At 67.1% G+C, this 18,636-nt stretch carries 17 protein-coding genes, 1 tRNA gene and 1 rRNA gene (1 of these 19 only partly in view); 12 read left to right on the top strand and 7 right to left on the bottom strand.

Annotation, left to right across the window (positions count from 1 at the left end):
* A 16S ribosomal RNA gene (locus tag UAJ10_RS03570) occupies positions 1 to 103 on the bottom strand (it extends 1,395 nt beyond the left edge of the window).
* Positions 104 to 859: 756 nt separating this feature from the next.
* Between UAJ10_RS03570 and UAJ10_RS03565 the strand changes: the two genes are divergently transcribed.
* The 4 genes from UAJ10_RS03565 (at position 860) to UAJ10_RS03550 (ending at position 3,779) form a co-directional block, all read left to right on the top strand.
* Positions 860 to 935, top strand: a tRNA-Glu gene (locus UAJ10_RS03565).
* 82 nt (positions 936 to 1,017) lie between these two features.
* Positions 1,018 to 1,428, top strand: coding sequence for a hypothetical protein (locus UAJ10_RS03560; protein ID WP_322913992.1), 411 nt, complete (start codon positions 1,018 to 1,020; stop codon positions 1,426 to 1,428).
* Between the two features lie 432 nt (positions 1,429 to 1,860).
* A complete protein-coding gene (locus tag UAJ10_RS03555) occupies positions 1,861 to 2,652 on the top strand; it encodes a sterol desaturase family protein (protein WP_322913991.1) in 792 nt (263 codons plus the stop codon).
* Entirely contained in the window at positions 2,649 to 3,779 is a 1,131-nt protein-coding gene (locus UAJ10_RS03550; RefSeq protein WP_322913990.1) for a GNAT family N-acetyltransferase, read from the top strand. The genes UAJ10_RS03555 and UAJ10_RS03550 overlap by 4 nt, the downstream gene beginning before the upstream one ends.
* A 21-nt stretch (positions 3,780 to 3,800) precedes the next feature.
* On the opposite strand, the gene UAJ10_RS03545 is transcribed toward UAJ10_RS03550, so the two are convergent.
* Both UAJ10_RS03545 and UAJ10_RS03540 read right to left on the bottom strand, forming a co-directional pair.
* Complete coding sequence (locus UAJ10_RS03545; RefSeq protein WP_322913989.1) at positions 3,801 to 4,766, bottom strand: NAD-dependent epimerase/dehydratase family protein; 966 nt, start codon at positions 4,764 to 4,766, stop codon at positions 3,801 to 3,803.
* A complete protein-coding gene (locus UAJ10_RS03540; RefSeq protein WP_322913988.1) occupies positions 4,763 to 6,517 on the bottom strand; it encodes a fatty acyl-AMP ligase in 1,755 nt (584 codons plus the stop codon). Before UAJ10_RS03540 ends, UAJ10_RS03545 begins: the two co-directional genes overlap by 4 nt.
* A gap of 317 nt (positions 6,518 to 6,834) precedes the next feature.
* Here UAJ10_RS03540 and UAJ10_RS03535 point away from each other — a divergent pair, with 317 nt between their 5' ends.
* Genes UAJ10_RS03535 through UAJ10_RS03525 form a run of 3 tightly spaced genes read left to right on the top strand, consistent with a single transcriptional unit; the run spans position 6,835 to position 9,557 of the window.
* Entirely contained in the window at positions 6,835 to 7,962 is a 1,128-nt protein-coding gene (locus UAJ10_RS03535) for an inositol-3-phosphate synthase (protein ID WP_322913976.1), read from the top strand.
* The gene (locus tag UAJ10_RS03530; RefSeq protein WP_322913987.1) at positions 7,959 to 8,675 is read left to right on the top strand and encodes a phosphocholine cytidylyltransferase family protein; all 717 of its coding nucleotides are present in this window, start codon (positions 7,959 to 7,961) and stop codon (positions 8,673 to 8,675) included. Before UAJ10_RS03535 ends, UAJ10_RS03530 begins: the two co-directional genes overlap by 4 nt.
* Before the next feature lie 3 nt (positions 8,676 to 8,678).
* Complete coding sequence (locus UAJ10_RS03525) at positions 8,679 to 9,557, top strand: CDP-alcohol phosphatidyltransferase family protein (RefSeq protein WP_322913986.1); 879 nt, start codon at positions 8,679 to 8,681, stop codon at positions 9,555 to 9,557.
* Here UAJ10_RS03525 and lptG read toward each other — a convergent pair.
* Both lptG and lptF read right to left on the bottom strand, forming a co-directional pair.
* Entirely contained in the window at positions 9,532 to 10,641 is a 1,110-nt protein-coding gene (gene lptG, locus UAJ10_RS03520; RefSeq protein WP_322913985.1) for an LPS export ABC transporter permease LptG, read from the bottom strand. The two genes, UAJ10_RS03525 and lptG, sit on opposite strands and share 26 nt — an antisense overlap.
* On the bottom strand, positions 10,628 to 11,779 hold the full coding sequence (gene lptF, locus UAJ10_RS03515; RefSeq protein ID WP_322913984.1) for an LPS export ABC transporter permease LptF: 1,152 nt from the start codon (positions 11,777 to 11,779) through the stop codon (positions 10,628 to 10,630). The genes lptG and lptF overlap by 14 nt, the downstream gene beginning before the upstream one ends.
* 239 nt (positions 11,780 to 12,018) lie before the next feature.
* On the opposite strand from lptF, the gene UAJ10_RS03510 reads away from it, so the two are divergent.
* Positions 12,019 to 12,270: an acyl carrier protein gene (locus UAJ10_RS03510; protein ID WP_145614019.1), complete on the top strand. Its 252-nt coding sequence runs from the start codon at positions 12,019 to 12,021 to the stop codon at positions 12,268 to 12,270.
* Positions 12,271 to 12,273: 3 nt separating this feature from the next.
* On the top strand, positions 12,274 to 13,509 hold the full coding sequence (gene spt, locus UAJ10_RS03505; RefSeq protein ID WP_322913983.1) for a serine palmitoyltransferase: 1,236 nt from the start codon (positions 12,274 to 12,276) through the stop codon (positions 13,507 to 13,509).
* Here spt and UAJ10_RS03500 read toward each other — a convergent pair.
* Positions 13,503 to 14,033: a DUF2141 domain-containing protein gene (locus UAJ10_RS03500; protein ID WP_322913982.1), complete on the bottom strand. Its 531-nt coding sequence runs from the start codon at positions 14,031 to 14,033 to the stop codon at positions 13,503 to 13,505. The two genes, spt and UAJ10_RS03500, sit on opposite strands and share 7 nt — an antisense overlap.
* Before the next feature lie 100 nt (positions 14,034 to 14,133).
* Between UAJ10_RS03500 and UAJ10_RS03495 the strand changes: the two genes are divergently transcribed.
* From UAJ10_RS03495 to UAJ10_RS03485, 3 genes are all read left to right on the top strand, one after another.
* Positions 14,134 to 15,270, top strand: a complete 1,137-nt coding sequence (locus UAJ10_RS03495) for a glycosyltransferase (RefSeq protein ID WP_322913981.1) — start codon at positions 14,134 to 14,136, stop codon at positions 15,268 to 15,270.
* A 55-nt stretch (positions 15,271 to 15,325) separates the two neighbouring features.
* Positions 15,326 to 16,069 carry a PIG-L family deacetylase gene (locus UAJ10_RS03490; protein WP_322913980.1) on the top strand — a complete coding sequence of 248 codons (744 nt, stop codon included), beginning with the start codon at positions 15,326 to 15,328 and terminating at the stop codon, positions 16,067 to 16,069.
* A 66-nt stretch (positions 16,070 to 16,135) separates the two neighbouring features.
* A complete protein-coding gene (locus tag UAJ10_RS03485; protein WP_322913979.1) occupies positions 16,136 to 17,170 on the top strand; it encodes a radical SAM protein in 1,035 nt (344 codons plus the stop codon).
* Here UAJ10_RS03485 and UAJ10_RS03480 read toward each other — a convergent pair.
* Positions 17,163 to 18,602, bottom strand: a complete 1,440-nt coding sequence (locus UAJ10_RS03480; RefSeq protein ID WP_322913978.1) for an oligosaccharide flippase family protein — start codon at positions 18,600 to 18,602, stop codon at positions 17,163 to 17,165. The two genes, UAJ10_RS03485 and UAJ10_RS03480, sit on opposite strands and share 8 nt — an antisense overlap.
* Positions 18,603 to 18,636 lie beyond the last annotated feature (34 nt).

The raw sequence follows: 18,636 nt of genomic DNA, 5'->3' as shown, positions 1-18,636 counted from the left end.
GTTACTCACCCGTGCGCCACTAAGGCCGAAGCCTTCGTTCGACTTGCATGTGTTAGGCATGCCGCCAGCGTTCGTTCTGAGCCAGGATCAAACTCTCAGGTTCAATGCGGTATCTCGCTCGCCGTTGCCAGCTCGCAAGAACCTCGACGGAAACCAACCTCAGTCGGCACCTCAAACCCAAGTCCGTTCCTGTATCCCCAATCACTCGGGGATCATGTTCAGAGCATGTTCTTAAGATGCGCTTCGATCGTTTCCATGTTGTGCCCGTACTGGACCCAGCATCGGAACCGCCGTCTGCGCATCCCTTCTCAAGACGTTCACTTGTTCAAGAACCCGTGACCCAAACGCAAACAGCGCCCAAGGCCACAACCCCGTCCTTGGCCGATCCCCGTAAGGACCAACCCATACCCGGACAGGAAGGGTAAATTCCGTATCGTCCCGCGACCCCACCGCTGAGGCTTCACCGCCTGGACCGCAACCACCTCAATCGCCAGCGTAAACCGCCAGAACTCAGGGATCGCTTCGCCGTCGCGCCGTTCGTTGTCGCCCGCCGCGTCGGTGAACGGGGTTATAGTGACCCCAACCCCCCCCTGTCTACAGGAATTTTGCAGTCACATGACGATTTTTGGCCAAGCTCAGAATCCCCCTATGTATGCTCGCGCGCACGCGTAGATAAGGGCCCCAACCCACTTTTCGCCGTCCCATGCCCCCCAACCACCCTTCCCCACCCCCGCAGCCCCACAGTCCCGCTCCTCGGCCCCACCCCACGGCCCCACCCCAGCCAACCTCCCCCAAGTCCTCAACAAACCCCTTGACCTCCCCGCGTCGCTCGCGTACATCACCGCCCTCACACGGCCTCGTCCCCTTCGTCTAGAGGCCTAGGACACCGCCCTCTCACGGCGGTAGCAGGGGTTCGAATCCCCTAGGGGACGCCACACTTCCAGCACTCTAGCTGGATTTTGCGGGACAATTTGGGGACACTGGCTTCGCGGAACACGGCGAAGAAGTGCCTCGGCCATGGCCACCATCCTCCCTCGGACAAATCGCGAAGGCCAGGTCATCGGCTACCAGGCCAAGGTCCGCCGTCTCGGCCACAAGCCCGTCTCCAAGACCTTCGAGAAGCGCCGCGACGCCGAACGCTGGGCCAGGTCGGTCGAGACGGACATGGACCGACGGGTGTTCCAGGACTACAGCCAGGCCGACGAGACCCCCCTGGGCGCCCTCCTCCGCCGCTACCGCGAAGCCATCACCCCGAAGAAGCGGGGTGCGGAGCAGGAGGCCGGCCACTTCCAGGTGATCGAGGATGACGAGATCTGCCTGCGCCGCCTCAGCGGCCTCACCCCGCAGGACATCGCGGGCTTCCGCGACCGCATGCTGGCCGCCGACTACGCCCCGCCGCTGACACCTGGTAATCCCCCATTTGATTGAAGATCGCCCGCAGCGGGTCCTAGCGGATTGGCGCCCCACCGGGTTCAGCCATTACCTGCGTTTACCGAATGATGATATTTCTCCTGAGGTCCAGCTCCTCGTCGACGCATTTCAACGCAAGCATTAAAATGAAGGAGCAGCCGATTGCGATGTCCCCGCCGCCCGCTGGCGCGTCTTCCGTTGGCAGCCCACCACCTGGCCCACCCGTTCCAGTTACCGCGCCATCCGCCCATTGGCGGCGGCGATCTCGTTGAAGGCGCCCCCCTGAACCCGCCGGCGCCCGTCGGTGGAATACTGCGCGCTGTGACGCCGCCCACAGCGAATATGCGTTGCCACTGCGATGGATGCGGGGATTTACCCCCGGCGGATTCATGACTAGAACTAGGCGGGGCGCTGTGGGTAAACGGCGTTGGGGACTCAGAGGTTAAAGAAATGGCACAGAAACTCGCCTGGGGCCGTGCCTGGCATGGGCGCAGTTACGATCTCGGCCGCATGACCCTGGCGGATCTCTGGCGGGCGTACCTCACCTATCCGGCGATCCAGCTCTACGGCCTGCTGGCCGTGGCCGCCGCGGCCTACACCGTCGCCACGGCGCGGCAGTGGCAGGGGCCGGCGCTGGCCGTCCTGGCGGTGTTCTTCATCTATCCCATGGCCTGGTTCCTGATCCACCGCCACATCCTGCACGGCCGCTGGCTGTACCGGATGAAATGGTCGGCCAGCCTGTGGAAGCGCATCCATTTCGACCACCACCAGGACCCGCACCTGCTGGAGGTCCTGTTCGGTTCCCCCGCCAACACGCTGCCGACCATCGCCCTGGTGTCCATGCCGGTTGGCTATGTCATCGGCGGCTGGCCGGCCGCCGGCGCCGCCTTGGCCACCGGCCTGGCCACCACCTGCGTCTATGAATTCATCCACTGCATCCAGCACCTGAACTACAAGCCCAAGAGCCGCTTCATCCAGAAGCTGAAGCGCGATCACCTGATCCATCATTTCCATAATGAGGATACCAACCTGGGGATCGTCAGCTTCACGCCCGACCGGCTGTTCGGCACCTATTTCGCCTCGGCCCGCGACTGCCCGAAAAGCGCCACGGTCTTCAACCTCGGCTATGACCTTGACGAGGCCCGCCGTTATCCCTGGGTGATGGAGGTGACCGGCTCGCCGCCGCGTGACCGTCCGCCAACCGCGTTCGCAACTTCTGACACAGGTGGTGCGGCCTCGTGACCGCGATCGACATTGTCCCCGTGACGGGGCCCGCCCTTCTCGACCGTTTCATCCGCCTGCCCGAGAGGCTGCACAAGGACGATCCGCACTACATCGCGCCGCTGCATCTGGAGCGTAAAGAGGCGCTGACGGCCAAGAACCCCTTCTTCGGCCATGCCGACGTGCAGTTCTGGCTGGCCCGGAAGGACGGGCGGGATGTGGGTCGGATCAGCGCCCAGTTCGACCATCACGCCCTGGAACTGCGGCCGGACGGAACCGGGCAGTTCGGCCTGATCGCCGCGGAAAACGATCCGGCGGTCATCAAGGCCCTGCTGGACGTGGCCGCCGACTGGCTGCGGGCGCGTAACATGACGCGCATGCAGGGCCCGCTGAACCTGAACATCAATGAGGAGATCGGGCTGCTGGTCGACGGCTTCGGCACGCCGCCCATGCTGCTGATGGGGCACGACAAACCCTACCTGGGTCCCCGCCTGGAAGAGCAGGGCCTGCGCAAGGAAAAGGACGTCTACGCCTATCTCTACGACATCACCAAGGACCTGCCCGCCGGCGCCCGCCGTCTGATCGACCGGCCGCTGCCCAAGGGCATCACGGTGCGGCGCATGGACTTCACGCGCTACGATGACGAGATCAAGGCCGTCACCTCCATCTTCAACGACGCCTGGCGGGACAATTGGGGCTTCGTCCCCCTGACGGAGGTGGAGACCGACTACCTGGCCAAGTCGCTGAAGCCCTTGCTGAACCCGCGCCTGGTGCGGTTCGTGGAGCAGGACGGCGAGGCGGTCGGCTTCATCGTCTGCCTACCCAACCTGAACGAGGCCATCCGCGACCTGAACGGCAAGCTGCTGCCCCTGGGCTGGGCCAAGCTGCTGTGGCGGCTGAAGGTCGCCGGCCTCAAGACCGCGCGCGTGCCGCTGATGGGCATCCGCAAGGCGGCCTCCCAGGGCATGATCGGCAGCCTGCTGCCCTTCTTGCTGATCGACGCGGTGCGCACCGACGCGGCGGCCATGGGCTTCCAGCACATCGAACTGTCGTGGATTCTGGAGAACAACCTGCCCATGCGCCGCATCAACGAAAGCCTGGGCGGCGTTGCCTACAAGACCTACCGCATCTATGAGAAAGCCCTCTGAGAGAAAGCCCTCTGGCGCGGCTTACGGCAGCCAGCCGGCGGACCTGTACCAGGCGACGGTGTCGCGGAACCCCTGCGCCAGGCTTATCACGGGCTGGTAAACGCCCGCAGGCAGCAGCTCATCGGGCGTGACCGTCCAGTCGGGGTGCAGGATCTCCCGCGCCTTGCCCACGGTGAATATGGGGGCCGTGCCGCGCACCCTTCCCCACCAGGATGAGGCCTGTCCGGCCGCCAGCAGCAGGCGGCCGGGCACCCGCAGGAACCGGGGCCGCGCATGGCCGCCCATGGCCAGGGCGGCCTGCCGCATCATCTCGGCCATGGCATACCCCGCCGGTTCGGCATCGGCCAGGGCGTAGGTGCCCCCATAAGGGGTCCCGGTGCCGGTCGCGACCGCGCTCAAGGCCCCGGCCGCGTCGCTGACGTGGACCGCCGCCAGGCGCCCGTCGCCGACCAGCGGGATGATCGGCCGCGACGCCGTCCTGAAGATCGCCAGCGTCTCCCGGTCCCAGGGGCCGTAGATCATGGGTGGGCGCAGGACCACCAGTTGCCCCGGCGCGTCCGCATAAGCCCGCCATGCCGCCTCCTCACCCGCCCGCTTGCTGGCCGCGTAGTCCGACAACTGCGGTTCGCGCGCGGCCAGGGAGGAAACAATGATGAGGCGGGCCTGGGGCGCCAGGCGGCGCAGCGTCGACGCCACCCGGGCGGTGCCGTCCCGGTTGATTGCCATGAAGGCGTTCCGGTCCGGCGCCTTGATCAGGCCGGCGGCGTGGATCAGCACCTGCGCGCCCCCGGCCAGCCGCGCCAGGGCGTCGGGGTCCTCCAGCCCGCCCCGGACGGTCTCGAAGGTGAGGCCGGCCCAGGACGGGTGGTCCGGCGGCCGGCGGGCCAATATCCGCAACCGTGCGCCCGACCGCGCCAGGGTGGCGACCAGATGCAGCCCGAGAAAGCCCGTCGCGCCCGTGACAGCGACGATGGGCCGCCCGTTCATGCCGGGACGGGCTCCACCGGCGCGGAGACGCCAATGATGGGCATATCGCCCGCCTGGTACAGCGCCTTCGCCCGGCTGCGGCTGAGCTTGCCCGACGTGGTCTGCGGCAGACTGTGCGGCGGCACCAGGACGACGCGGGCCAGCACGCCATAGCGACTGCGGAAGACCTGGCTGATTTCGCCGGCCAAGGCATCCCGCGCGGCCTGGTCCGGGGTGCGGCACTGCACCAGCGCCACCACCTCTTCCTCGTCACCGCTGTCGATGGAGAAGACCGCGACGTCGCCGCTGCGCAGGGCGGCGATTTCCGCCTCCGCCGTCCATTCCAGATCCTGCGGCCACAGGTTGCGGCCGTTGACGATGATCAGGTCCTTGGCTCGCCCGGTGAGGACGATCTGGTCGTCCAGCAGGTAGCCCAGGTCGCCGGTGTCCAGCCAGCCGTTCCCGTCCAGGACCCGGGCGGTTTCCTCCGGCGCGTCGAAATAGCCGCTCATCAGGCTGGGGCCGCGGACGAAGATGCGCCCGACGTGGCGCTGCGGCTGCGGCTGGCCGGCGCTGTCGCGCACCTCGATGGCATGATCGGGCAGGATGTGGCCGCAGAGCACGAAGGTGCGGCTGCGTTCAGCGCCGGGCGCGGCCGGCACGGCGCGGTGCTCATTCTCCAGCAGGATGCTGTCGACCACGTCGTGGCGCACGCCCTGGCCCTTGGGCGTGAAGTTCAGGGCCAGCGTCGCCTCGGCCATGCCGTAGCTGGGCACGAAGGCGTGGGCGTCGAAGCCGTTGGCGGCGAAGCGCGCCGCGAAGTTGGCCAGCACCTGCGGGCGAATCATGTCGCCGCCGATACCGGCGCTGCGCCAGCTGGAAAGATCGATCCCTTCGGTCGACAGCGTCTCCGCCCGGCGGGCGCACAACTCATACCCGAAGGACGGGCTGTAGGAGATGGTGCCGCGGTTGCGGCTGATGAGGTCCAGCCACATCAGGGGGCGGCGGGCGAATTCCCGGGTGGGCAACGTGTCCACCGACACCTGGCACGCCATGGGAATCAGCAGGAAGCCGACCAAGCCCATGTCATGGTAGAAGGGCAGCCAGGAGATGCAGCGGTCGCCGTCGTTGATGGCCAGGCCAGTGCGGCCCACGTGGGCGGCGTTGCTGAGGAAGGCGCGCTGGGTCACGGCAACGCCCATGGGGAAGCGTGTGCTGCCCGATGAGAATTGCAGGTAGCTGATGCTGTCGGCGGACTGCGCCGGCAGGTCGCCCGCGAACGGCGCCACGTCGTCCAGCAGGGCCAAGGTGCCGGAAATCTTGAGGTCCAGGCCCTCCACCGACTGCGCCAGCCAATCGTTGAGCATGGCCGGCCCGAAGGCGGCGGTGGCGCCGCAGCTTTCCAGCATGCGCCGGATGTGGGCGATGTAAGTGTCCTTGCCGCCGAACGCCGAGGGCAGCGGCATGGGCGCCGGAACCAGCCGGGCGTATTGGCACGCGAAGAAGGCGCGGACGAAATCACCGTCGCTTTCCGCGATGAGGCCGACGCGGTCGCCGGGTTCCAGGCCCGCGCCCAACAGGCGGCGGGCCAGATCGATCGCCTGTTCCCGCAGGATGGCGTAGGGCAAGGCCTCGGCAAGGACACCCTTGCCGGAATAGAAGTTGTAACCCGTGGGGCCCTGGGCGGCGTAATCCAGCGCGTCGGCCACGGACAGGAAATCCGCATGGCGAGTCGGGAGCCCGGGATGATGGGAGGGCGTCGGAGACGTCATTTTTACGTGTAACCCTAACTCTCTATGGCTTTACGCCGAGGGGATTGGAAAACAGGTATGCAAATTGATGGCAGAAAGGCAAATGTGCCGTCGTTGAGGCTGATGCGCCGAACGCGGCGCTTGTGGCCGGCCCGGCGCCCCGGTAGATGGGCAAGTGGCTTTGCAGGTTCATGTCAATGCTGTTTCCGATCTATGTCATGCGCTATCGTGACCTGTGAATGCCAAGCTCCTTACCGCGGACACAATGGCACGGTCTGTGACCGAGGCCGGCGGGGCGCTGAAGATTTTTTTGCAACTAGCAACTCACAGGTTACGTCATGCAGAGGGCCAAAATCCGTATTGCCATCGCGGGCATCGGAAACTGTGCGAGCGCGCTGATCCAGGGCATCCATTACTACACCCCTGAGCGCTGCCGCGACGGCGTGGTCGGTCTGATGCATCGTGAGATCGGCGGCTTCCTGCCCTGCGACATCGCGGTCGTCGCCGCGTTCGACGTGGACGCGCGCAAGGTGGGCACCGACGTCCATCGCGCCATCTTCGCCAAGCCCAACTGCACCAAGGTTTTCCAGGCGGACATTCCCGACAGCGGCGTGACCGTCAAGATGGGCCAGGTGCTGGACGGCATCTCCGACCACATGGCGGACTATTCGGAAGACCGTACCTTCGTGCGCGCCGACGCGGCCGAGCTGAGCAAGGACGAGATCGTCGCCGAGCTGAAGCGCACCGGCGCCGAGGTCCTGCTGAACTACATGCCCGTGGGCTCCGAGCAGGCCGCCCGCTTCTACGCCGAATGCGCGCTGGAGGCCGGCGTCGCCTTCATCAACAACATGCCGGTGTTCATCGCCAGCGACAAAGCCTTCGCCGACCGCTTCAAGGCCCGCAACCTGCCCATCATCGGCGACGACATCAAATCCCAGCTGGGCGCCACCATCACCCACCGCGTGCTGACCGACCTGTTCGCCAAGCGCGGCGTGAAGCTGCGCCGCACCTACCAGCTCAACACCGGCGGCAACACCGACTTCCTCAACATGAAGAACCAGCACCGCCTGGTCTCCAAGAAGAAGTCGAAGACCGAGGCCGTGCAGGCCGTCGCCCACACGCGCATCGAGGACGACAACATCCACGTCGGACCCAGCGACTACGTGCCCTGGCAGAACGACAACAAGCTGTGCTTCATCCGCATGGAGGGCCACCTGTTCGGCGACGTCCCCATGGATATCGAGCTGCGCCTGTCCGTCGAGGACTCGCCCAATTCCGCCGGCGTCGTCATCGACATGATCCGCTGCTGCAAGCTGGCCCTGGACAACGGCATCGGCGGCATCCTGGAAGGGCCCAGCGCCTATTTCTGCAAGCACCCCCCGGTCCAGTACACCGACGACGACGCCTACCAGATGACCGAGACCTTCATCCGCAGCACCACCCTGAAGCTCGCCGTCGCCAAATGAAGTGCCTCATCGTCGCGGCCGGGCAAGGAACCCGCCTGCGGGAGCGCGGCCTGCTGAAGCCGCTGATCCCCATCAAGGGCAGCCCCCTGATCGAGCGCGTGATGGAGCGGGGACGCGCCGCCGGCGTCACGGAATTCGTGGTGGTCAGCGGCTATCGCGGCGAAGATCTGCGGGCCGCCGTGGATGTCCTGGCGGCCCGGGTGGGCGTCGCCGTCTCTCACGTCGTCAATGACGAATGGGAACGGGCCAACGGCGTCTCGGTCCACAAGGCGAAGGCCCTGCTGACGGAGCCCTTCCTGCTGACCATGTGCGACCACCTGGTCGACCCCGGCATTTTCCAGGGCCTGATGGCGCTGCGGCCCGAACCGGACACCGTGACCCTGGCCGTCGACTTCAACATCGAACGGCCGCTGAACGATCCGGAAGACGTCACGCGCGTGAAGTGCGTGGATGGCCGGATCGTGCACATCGGCAAGGTGATCCGCGACTTCAACGCCTTCGACACCGGCGTCTTCCTCTGCACGCCGGGCATGTTCGCGGCGCTGGAGGAAAGCCAGGCCAAGGGCGACGACAGCATCTCGGGCGCCATGAACGTGCTGGCGGGGTGGAAGAAAGCCTGCGTCCATGACATCGGCGACCGGTTCTGGATCGACGTCGACGACCCGGTCGCGTTCGAGAAAGCCGAAAAGCTTCTGGACGCCGGCCAGCTCTAAGCCATGAAAACCACCGAACCGGTCAAGCGGACCTCCGAAATCGAGGAGGTCACCAACCTGTACGTCATCCACCCGATCTCAAGCTGGCTGACCCCCAGGTTCGCCGCGCTGGGGATACCGCCGAACGCGGTATCCCTGGCCGGCATGGCCTTCGGCATCGCCGCTGGCGTGGCCTACACCCATTACCAGACCCTGGCGTGGACGGTGGCGGCCTTCGTCCTGATGATCGCCTGGCACGTCATGGACGGCGCCGACGGCCAGTTGGCTCGGCTGACCAACGCGCAGTCGGAAACCGGCAAGATCCTGGACGGCATTTGCGACTACGTCACCTTCATCGCCGTTTATGTCGGCCTGGCCATGACGCTGGCGGCGGAACAAGGCGGCTGGGTGTGGATCGTCATCGTGGCCGCCGGCGTGGCCCACGCGGTCCAGTCCGCCGCCTACGAGATGCAGCGCCAGTGCTACAACTTCTGGGGCTGGGGGCGGAAATCCGCCGAGCTGGCCAAGCTGGACACCCCCGCAGCGCACCGACCGGGCGTGCTGGGCGCGCTCTACCGCCTGTATCTGCGCCTGCAGTATCTGACGACGGGCGTCACCGTGGGCTTCCACGACGAACTGGCGCGCGCCCTGGCGACTGACGCAGCCCGCGCGCCGAAGATACGGGAGGCGTACCGGACCGCCTTCGCCCCGGCGGTGCGGTGCTGGTCCATCCTGTCGGCCAACTACCGCACGCTGGGCATTTTCATCGCCGCCGCCGCGGGCCGGCCGCTGCTGTATTTCTGGTTCGAGCTGGTGGGCTTCAGCCTGATCCTGGCCGTTCTGCTGTCGCGCCAGGCCGCCCGCTCCGCCCGCTTCCTCACGAGCCTGCGACAGGCGGCATAGCCGGCACCGGGCGCGTCCTGTGCGCCCGGTGGAAGAGATAGGCGGCCAGCCCGATCAGGATCAGCGACGGGCCCAGGGCCGTCACGGCGGGGCTGAGGTTCAGCAGCAGGTCCAGGCGATCGGAAATCTGCTGCGTCAGGGAAAAGACGATGCCGATCACGGCGCCGATGGTGATCTGCTGGCCTGTGGACTGGGATCGCGGCGGCCCGAACACGAACGGCGCCGCGATCAGCGCCATGGCCAGCATGGTCAGCGGCAGGCTGAGCTTGGTCCACAGCTCCTGTTCATAGCGCACGGCGCGCTGCCCCTGCCGTCCAAGCTCGCGGACATAGCGGTAAAGGCTTGTCGGCGCCATGTTCTCCGGCACCGGCATCAGGTCCTGCACGCGCTTGCCCGGCAGGAAGGACGCCCAGGACAGGCTGTCCAGGTGCTCGGTATGGATCTGCTTGGCGTCCACGGTCTTGCGCGTCACGTCGCGGAGCTGCCAGGGACCTTCCGACTGGATTTCCGCTCGGTCGGCATGGATGAACGTCTCCAGCCGGCCGTCCTGGGAGAAGGTGTAGACGTTCACGCCGCGCAGGACGTTCTTGCTCTCGATCCGCAGCACGTTCAGGTATTGCCGCGCGCCGCCGGCCCAGAAGCTGTCGCCGCTATCCGCCAGGGAGGAGTCGGCCAAAGCGGCGGACCGCAGGGTCAGGGCCAAATGTTGCGCTGGCGGAATGACGAATTCCGCCACCAGGAACAGCACGAGGACCACCGGCGGCAGCAGCTTGAGCACCGACCCGATGATGCGCACTTCCGATAGGCACAAGGCACGCATGGCCGTCAGCTCCGAGCCCTTGCCCAGGCCGCCCAGGGCCAGCAGGGTGCCGATCAGCATGGCCACGGGCGCCACCTGCAGGACGCGCGACGGGCTGGTCAGCAGCACGTAGACCAGGGCGTTGACCACGTGGTACTGGCCCTCGCCCACCGACTTCAACTGCTCGACGAACTCCAGCAGGCTGAACAGCGCCACCACGCCGCCGGCTACTGTCAGGAAAGCCTTCAGTACCGCGCCGCCGATATACCGATCAAACTGGGTCATGGCGGACAGTGTGTTCCCGCGGCACCTCAAGGCTGCCGGATAGCCGCTTCACCAGGGCCCTGACACGGAACTCCACGTTCCACTGTGGCCAGTACAGCGCCACGACCAGCAGCACCCCCAGCAGAGCCGGCGCCCACCAGATGCCCGGAATGGCGCCGACGGAGCCATGCTGCACCCAGGTGCGGGCCGACGTGCACAGCAGGTAATAGCCGGAATAAACCAGGATGGCGGTGCCGAACTTGGCGTAGCGCCCCCCCTGCCTGGGATTGACGCGGCTGAGGGGCATGCCCAGCATGCCCAACAGCAGGGTGGAGAGGCAGGTGGACAGCCGCCACTGGAACTCCGCGATATCGGCAGGAGCGCTGGAACGGGCCAGGCGGGCGCTGCTGACACCCGTGGCGCTGTATTCCTGCGGGGCGATGTTGTGGTTGGCAGGGTCCAGAGTGACGCTGCCCACATCCATCATGCGGTCCTGGGTCGAGTCGTCGCGGCCCAGGAAATAGACGTGAGCGCCATCCAGCCGCACGTTCGATCCGCCGTCCCGCTTCGGCGGCAGGGCGTGGGCGCTTTGCGCCATGATGATGTCGGTGGTGGTCGGATGCTGGATCTGGATGAAGACATCTTTCGCCGGGCCCCGGATACCCTCCCGCCGGGGGAAGAAGATGACCCGGCCACCGTGCTTGTTGAGGTAGAAGGTGCCCGATTCCATGGCATCGACGTTCATGGAAAGCTGGGCGCGGTACGTGATGTCATGCGACTTCTCATACGCCCAGGGGCGCACGAACAGGGACAGCGCCAGCACCAGCGCCGCCAGTCCGCCCGACAGCATGAACAGCGCGCGCAGCACGATGCCAGGCGTCACGTGCAGGGCGAACATGGCGGTGATTTCGGAGTCGCCGTAGAGCTTGCCGAAGGCCATCACCACCGAGACGTACAGCGAGATGGGAACCAGGACCTCCAGCGAGATCAGGAGCTTGAGTCCAACCAGCTCGGCGATGGCGCCGGTGGGCAGCAGGCCGTTGACCGCGTCGGCCAGCAGGCCCGCGGTGCTGTAGCCCACGAACAGGGCCGCGAGGATGCCCAGCACGGCGGCCAGCGGCTTCGCGACTTCTCGGATCAGGTAGCGTTCGATGATCAAAGCTCTATGCCATCCCGCGCTTGGTTGGTCAGGGACTACCCTATCCGGCCGGGTGCCGACTAACTCCCCGGCGTTATCGCACCGCCCGATCGCACATGGCATACGACATCTTGCATTAATGTCTATGACAATCCGACGACAGCCTTCTATAAAGGTTACGGCGGATATATGAAGCCTTCGCTAAATTGCGAGTGGGTGAAATGGCAGCTCCGCGATGGTGGCATAGCTAATATAGAAGCATGGCTAACTCAGAAGAGCAGATCCGGTCGCTTGTATTCGACGCCCTCCGCGCCTCGCTGGAGCGGCCCGTCGAATTATCGGATGATACGAACATCACCGAAGGCCTCGGTCTGGATTCGGTTGCGGTCATGGATTTCGTGATGGAGATCGAGGACGCGCTCGACATCTCCATCCCGCTGGACCGGATCGCCGAGGTGAAGACCATCGGTGATCTTATCGCTACGGCACGTGATCTTAAGGGCAACCGCTGACCCATGGCCCTCTTCGACAAGTACGCGCCGCTGATGGGGCAGTTCGAGAGCCTGGAATCCACCGGCTACAACCCCTTCAACGTCAGCTTCGACCGGGTGCTCTCACCCACGGAGGGGATGATCGCCGGACGGCGCATCCTGCTACTGGGCACCAACAACTACCTGGGGCTGACCTACGACCCCGCCGTGATCGACGCCGCCGTCGCCGCGACCCACAGCCTGGGCGCCGGCACCACAGGCTCGCGCGTCGCCAACGGCAGCTACGGCGGCCACCGGCAGCTGGAACGCCACCTGGCCGACTTCTACGGCCGGCGCCACGCCATGGTGTTCTCCACCGGCTACCAGGCCAACCTGGGCATCCTCTCCGCCCTGGCCGGCAAGGACGACCACCTGATCCTGGACGCCGACAGCCACGCCAGCATCTATGACGGCTCCCGCCTGGGCCACGCCCAGGTCACCCGCTTCCGCCACAACGACCCCGACGACCTGGACAACCGCCTGCGCCGCCTGGCCGACACCCCCGGCGACAAGGTCATCGTCGTCGAGGGCATCTATTCCATGCTGGGCGACACCGCCCCCCTGCGCGAGTTCGTCGAGGTCAAGCGCAAGTGGGGCGCCTACCTGGTGGTGGACGAGGCCCATTCCCTGGGCGTCCTGGGACGCACCGGGCGCGGCCTGGCCGAGGCGGCCGGTGTCGAGGATGAGGTCGATTTCGTCGTCGGCACCTTCTCCAAAAGCCTGGGCGGCATCGGCGGCTTCTGCGTCAGCGACATGGACGGCTTCGACATCCTGCGCGTCGCCAGCCGCCCCTACATGTTTACCGCCTCCCTGCCCCCGGCCGTCGTGGCCGCGGTGACGGAGGCCCTGAACCAGCTGCGCCACCGACCGGCGCTGCGCCAGCAGCTGATGGACAACGCCCGCCGCTTCCACGCCGGCCTCGGCGACCTGGGCTTCCATGTCGGGCCCGAGGCCAGCCCCGTCGTCTCCGCCATCATGCCCGATCCCAAAACCGCCTTCGCCTTCTGGACACGCCTGCTGGAGGCCGGCCTCTACACCAACGTCAGCCTGCCACCCGCCACGCCCAAGGGCCTCGCCCTGCTCCGCTCCAGCGTCAGCGCCACCCACAGCCGCAGCCAGATCGACCACGCCCTCTCCCTGTTCGCAGAAACTGGACGCCAACTGGGCCTCATACCGGCGGAGCCGGTCGCCAGGTCTGAAATCCGCGCCGCCGCTCAGTAATATTTCATCAGCACGGAAACGGGATTGTCCCCGGCCTGGACGGGGATGCGTACCTTGTCCAGGTTCGGCGGCCCCAGGTACAGCGTCGGATTGTTGGAGAAGCCGTACCCCTCCGCCGGAATGCCGAGCATCGTCGTATCGAAATGGCCATTGTCGTTTTCATCATGGAACAACGCCACCGCGTAACGGCCGGCCTGGGGCAGGACGAAGCAGGCCTCTGTCACGGGCAGGACGACCGGCAGGATCTGGCGAGCGACCTTATAGGCGCCGTCCAGGAAATGGTCGGCATCGTCCGGATAGATGGTGATGGTGACGTTGCCCTTGCCCGAGTGCATGCCGGTGACGCTGAGCCGCAGCCGCACCTGGGCGGCATTGTCCGGGTCGCACAGCGGGCCGGGCATGGCCACCGCCTTCTCCGCCCGCGCCTCCACGGGCAGGACCAGGACCGCTGTCACTGGGGCCGCCACCGCTGCCAGGGACCAGATGCCCGCCAGCATGGCGCGGGTGTCAAGCTTGACTCGCATCACCAACACGTCCCCCACCGGTCCATTCTTCCGGGCGCGCCCGTACGCACCATGTACGGACGGGGGCGGATGAACTTCAAGCCCTGTGAAGACCTCGCGCATGCGTGACGTGGTCATCTTCCGGCACAACCTGTTCCGCGTTTCCGAGACCTTCATCACGGAGCAGGCGCGCTTCTTGCGCCGCCATGCGCCGCTGTACGTCGGGCGCCTGCGGTACGGCCCGCCGCCGCCGGACGCCGCCTCGCTGGCGCTGGCCGACCTCTGGCCGCGCCTCCCCCTGCCCCGCGTCGGCTGGCAGATGCTGACCCGCGACCCGGCGCCGTATGAGCGCCTGCTGGTGGGGCGGCGCCCGGCCCTGATCCATGCCCATTTCGGCGTGGAGGGTGTCTATGCCCTGCCGGTGGCGCGGCGCCTGGGCCTACCGCTGATCACCACCTTCCACGGCTTCGACGCCACGCTGTCGACCGCCGCATTGATGATGTCGCCGGCATGGGTGAACTATCCCCTGTTCCGCGGCCGCCTGGCCCGGCAGGGGGACCTGTTCCTCTGCGCCTCCGCCTTCATTCGCGAGCGGGTGCTGTCCATGGGCTTCCCGGCGGAGCGGACGCGGGTGCACTACATCGGCGTCGACTGCCAGGCCATCCGCCCCCGCGCCCCGGAGGAGGAAACGCCGACCATCCTGCACGTCGCCCGCCTGGTGGAGGTGAAAGGGGCCGAATACCTGATCCGCGCCTTCTCCCTTCTTGCGGATTGGCATCCCAAGGCCCAACTGGACATCATCGGCGACGGGCCTTTGCGCAAGCCGTTGCAACGGCTTGCGGGAACGTTGGGATTGAGCAGTCGCATACGCTTCCTGGGCGCCCTGCCCCATACCGAGGTCCTGGCGCGGATGCGCCGGGCGGCGATGCTGGTCCTGCCCAGCGTGCACACCAACACCGGGCGCGTCGAGGGTCTGGGGATGGTCATGCTGGAAGCCGCCGCCACCGGCGTCCCCGTCATCGGCAGCCGCATCGGCGGCATTCCGGAAGCCATCGTGGAGGACCGCACGGGCCTGCTGGCACCGGAGCGCGATGCCGCGGCCCTGGCCCGGCACATGGAAACCCTGCTGGACAACCGCGACCTGCGCCACCGTATGGGATGGGAGGCGCGCGCCCACGTGGAGGCGCGGTTCGACATCGCCCGCCAGACGGCGGCGCTGGAGGATATGTACGACCAGGTGGCCGGCCATGCGGCATGACGGCGGCGCAGGCTCCCAGGGGGCGAGCGGCCAGAGGATGGCCGGGCGGGCCGTCGTGGTCGCGCATCCGGATGACGAGATCCTGTGGCTCAGCTCCGCCTTGGCCGGGGCCGACCGGGTCGTCTTCTGCTTCGGCGATCCCTTCGACCGGCCGGCCAAGGCGGCGGCGCGGCGGCGCGCGGTGGCGGCCCTGGCCTTGCCGGGGCTGATCGACCTCCGCATTCCGGAAAGCGGCGCCGGTTTCGCCGTCGACCGGGCCGACCCGGTGGCCACGCCCGAGGGGCTGCGGATCACCGACGCGGCGGCCCGGACCCGCTATGAGGCGAACTTTCCCCGGCTGGTGGCGGCCCTGCGCCCGGCCCTGGCGGGATGCGCCGAGGTCTACACCCACAACCCCTGGGGTGAGTACGGCCACGCGGAGCATGTGCAGGTCCACCGCGCCGTCACCGCCCTTCAGGCCGAGTTGGGCTTTCACATCTGGTTCAGCAACTATGTGGATACCATGAGCTGGCCGCTGGCCACCCGGCTGGCCGGCGCCCCGTGCTGGACGGAGCGGCGCCGGGCCCGGCCCGATGTCGACCTGGCGCGCGGTCTGATGAAGACGTACCGGCGCCATGGCGCCTGGACCTGGACGCCATTCCATCGCTGGCCGGCGCAAGAAACACTTTACGGCCAGGCGCCGGAGGTCGAAGGTCGCCACCCCATGGCGGGGGAGGAGATGCTGGACGTGGCCGGCCTGCGCTGGTGGCCTCCGCCCTGGCGCCGGGCGCGGCGGCGCCTGACGCCCCTTCCGGTTTGATCCTTTGTTCCTTCGCTTTGAAACACGGCTTGCTGCGAAACACGATCTGCTGCGCGGAATGTCCCCATGACCTCGACGACTGACACCACCCGTCCCGGCCGCCTGGAAAACCTGGCCGCCGGTCTCCGCTTCGCCGCCCGCGCCGTCGGGCAGCGGTATACGCCGCTGCTGGCCCAGGTCGTGGTGACGCGCCGCTGCAACCTGGCCTGCGGCTATTGCAACGAATACGACGACTTCTCCCCGCCCGTGCCGCTGAAGGATCTGCTGGCGCGCGTCGACCATCTGGCGGCGCTGAAGACGTCCTCCATCACCTTCACGGGCGGCGAGCCCCTGCTGAACCCCGATCTGGACAAGGCCGTGCGCCATGCCCGCCAGAAGGGGATGATCGTCACCACCATCACCAACGGCTTCCGCCTGACCAAGGAATGGATCGACCGCCTGAACGCCGCCGGCCTTCAGGGCATGCAGATCAGCATCGACAACCTTGAGCCCGACGAAATCTCGATGAAGAGCCTGAAGTCGGTCGAGGGCAAACTGGAGCTGCTGTCCAAGCATGCGCTGTTCAAGGTGAACGTGAACTCCGTGCTGGGCGTCACGGGGGAGCGGACGCAGGACGTGGTGACGGTAGCGGAAACAGCGGCCAAGTTCGGGCTGCAGCATTCCGTGGGCGTGCTGCACGACGGCAGCGGCACGCTGAAGCCCCTGAGCCCGGCGCAGATGCTGGCCTATGAGAAGGTCACCCAGATTTCGCCGTCCCTGGTGCACACCCTGAACTACCGGCTGTTTCAGAAAAACCTGATGAACGGCCAGGCCAACGACTGGCACTGCCGCGCCGGCGCGCGCTACCTGTATGTCACCGAGGACGGGCGGGTGCATTGGTGTTCGCAGCAGCGGGGCTATCCCAACAAACCGCTGCTGGACTACACGCTGGAAGACATCAAGCGGGAATATCACACCGAAAAGGGCTGCGCCCCGACGTGCACGCTGAGCTGCGTGCACCAGATGAGCATGTTCGACCGGCGGCGCCAGTCCATTCCGGACCCGACGGTCCGGCCCGGCGGCGCGCCGCCGGCGGATGGTGCCGCCAAGCCGGTCAGCTGACCGGCTTTTCCCGATCGTACCGGAACAGCCCGCCATAGGCGGCCGCCATCGCCACCGCGACGATGGCGACGCTGACGGCGGGCCGGTCGCCCCCGGGCAGCAGGCGTAGGGTCCAGACCACGGTGGCCATGAGGGCTACGCCAGCGGCGGGCAGCAGGAAGGCCCGGGCGACGCTGGCGGTGCCGATGGACCATGTCCGCTCCAGATAGCGGGCGCCCCACGCCAGCAGCGGCGGATAGATCGCCAGCCACACGGCCGCGACGGCGATGATTCCGTCCTCCGCCGGCAGCAGGGCGCCCACCGCCACGATGCCGGCGCTCAGCAGGGTCAGCGTGGCGGCCGACAGTTGGGCCGCCAGGCCCGGCCGGCCCGACGCCATCATCAGCGGCGTCAGCAGTTGCGAGGTCACGCGCAGCAGGGCGGCCGCGGCCAGCAGCTTCAGCGGCAGGGCGGCGGTGGCATAGCTGACGCCGTGATCGTCATGGATCAGGGCGGTCAGGGGATCGGCCGCCAGGATCAGGCCCACCATCAGGGGGGCCGTCAGCAGGGCCAGCCGGCGCAAGGACCAGGTCAGCGACTGGGTCAGTCCGGCCCTGTCGCCAGCCAGGCGGGCGAAGACGGGCAATGCCGTGCGGTTGATGAGCGTGCCCACCGCCATCACCGGTTCCATGGCGATGTCGAAGGCGACGCGGTACAGCGCCAGGGGGGCCGGGCCGTAGAACCAGCCCACCAGCAGGAAATCGACGTTTTTGAAGACCTGCTCGAACAGGTTGACCGCCGCGGCGCGGAAGCCGAAGCGGACCAGGCCGCGGATGTCGTCCAGCCGGAAGTGCGCCCGAGGGCGGAAAGGGCGCGCCAGCGTGGCGCCGACCAGCGTGTAGAGTCCGCTGGAAACATAGCCCGCCACCAGGGCCCAGGCCCCGGCGCCCACCACGGCCAGGCCCAGCCGCGTCAGCGCCGCCCCCAGCGTGGCCGCCACGTTGACGACGGCGATCCGCTCATATTTCAGGTCGCGGTTCAGCAGCGCCAGCGGGATCACCGCCGCGGCGACCATCGGCTGCTTGGCGGCCACGGCGATGAAGTAGGCCGCCATGCCGGTGACGCCGTACAGGGCCTCCAGCCCCGGCGCCACCGCCAAGGTCAGAGCACCCATGAGGAAGGCGGCGCCCAGGATGAACCAGAAGAGGCTGTCCAACTGACGCCTGGCCACCGTGGGCGCCTGGACCAGGGCGTCGCCCGTGCCCAGCCCGTCGAAGGCCTCGATCACCATGCCGGTGGAGACGACCAGCGAGGCCACGCCCACCTGTTCCTTGCTCAGGAAGGTCAGCACGGCGAGGATGGTGGAGAAGTCGATGACCTTGGCCAGGACGGTGGCGCCGCCCAGCCAGTTGAAGCCCCGGCGCAGATGGTGCTGATGGTCACCGTCGCTCACGTCGTGCCATCCATTGTCCTATCCATTCCGGGGT

Source organism: Nitrospirillum guaranorum, from assembly GCF_034653275.1.
GTDB lineage: Bacteria > Pseudomonadota > Alphaproteobacteria > Azospirillales > Azospirillaceae > Nitrospirillum.
The sequence above is the reverse complement of the archived record's forward strand: the minus strand, read 5'-3'. Positions and strand labels throughout refer to the sequence as shown.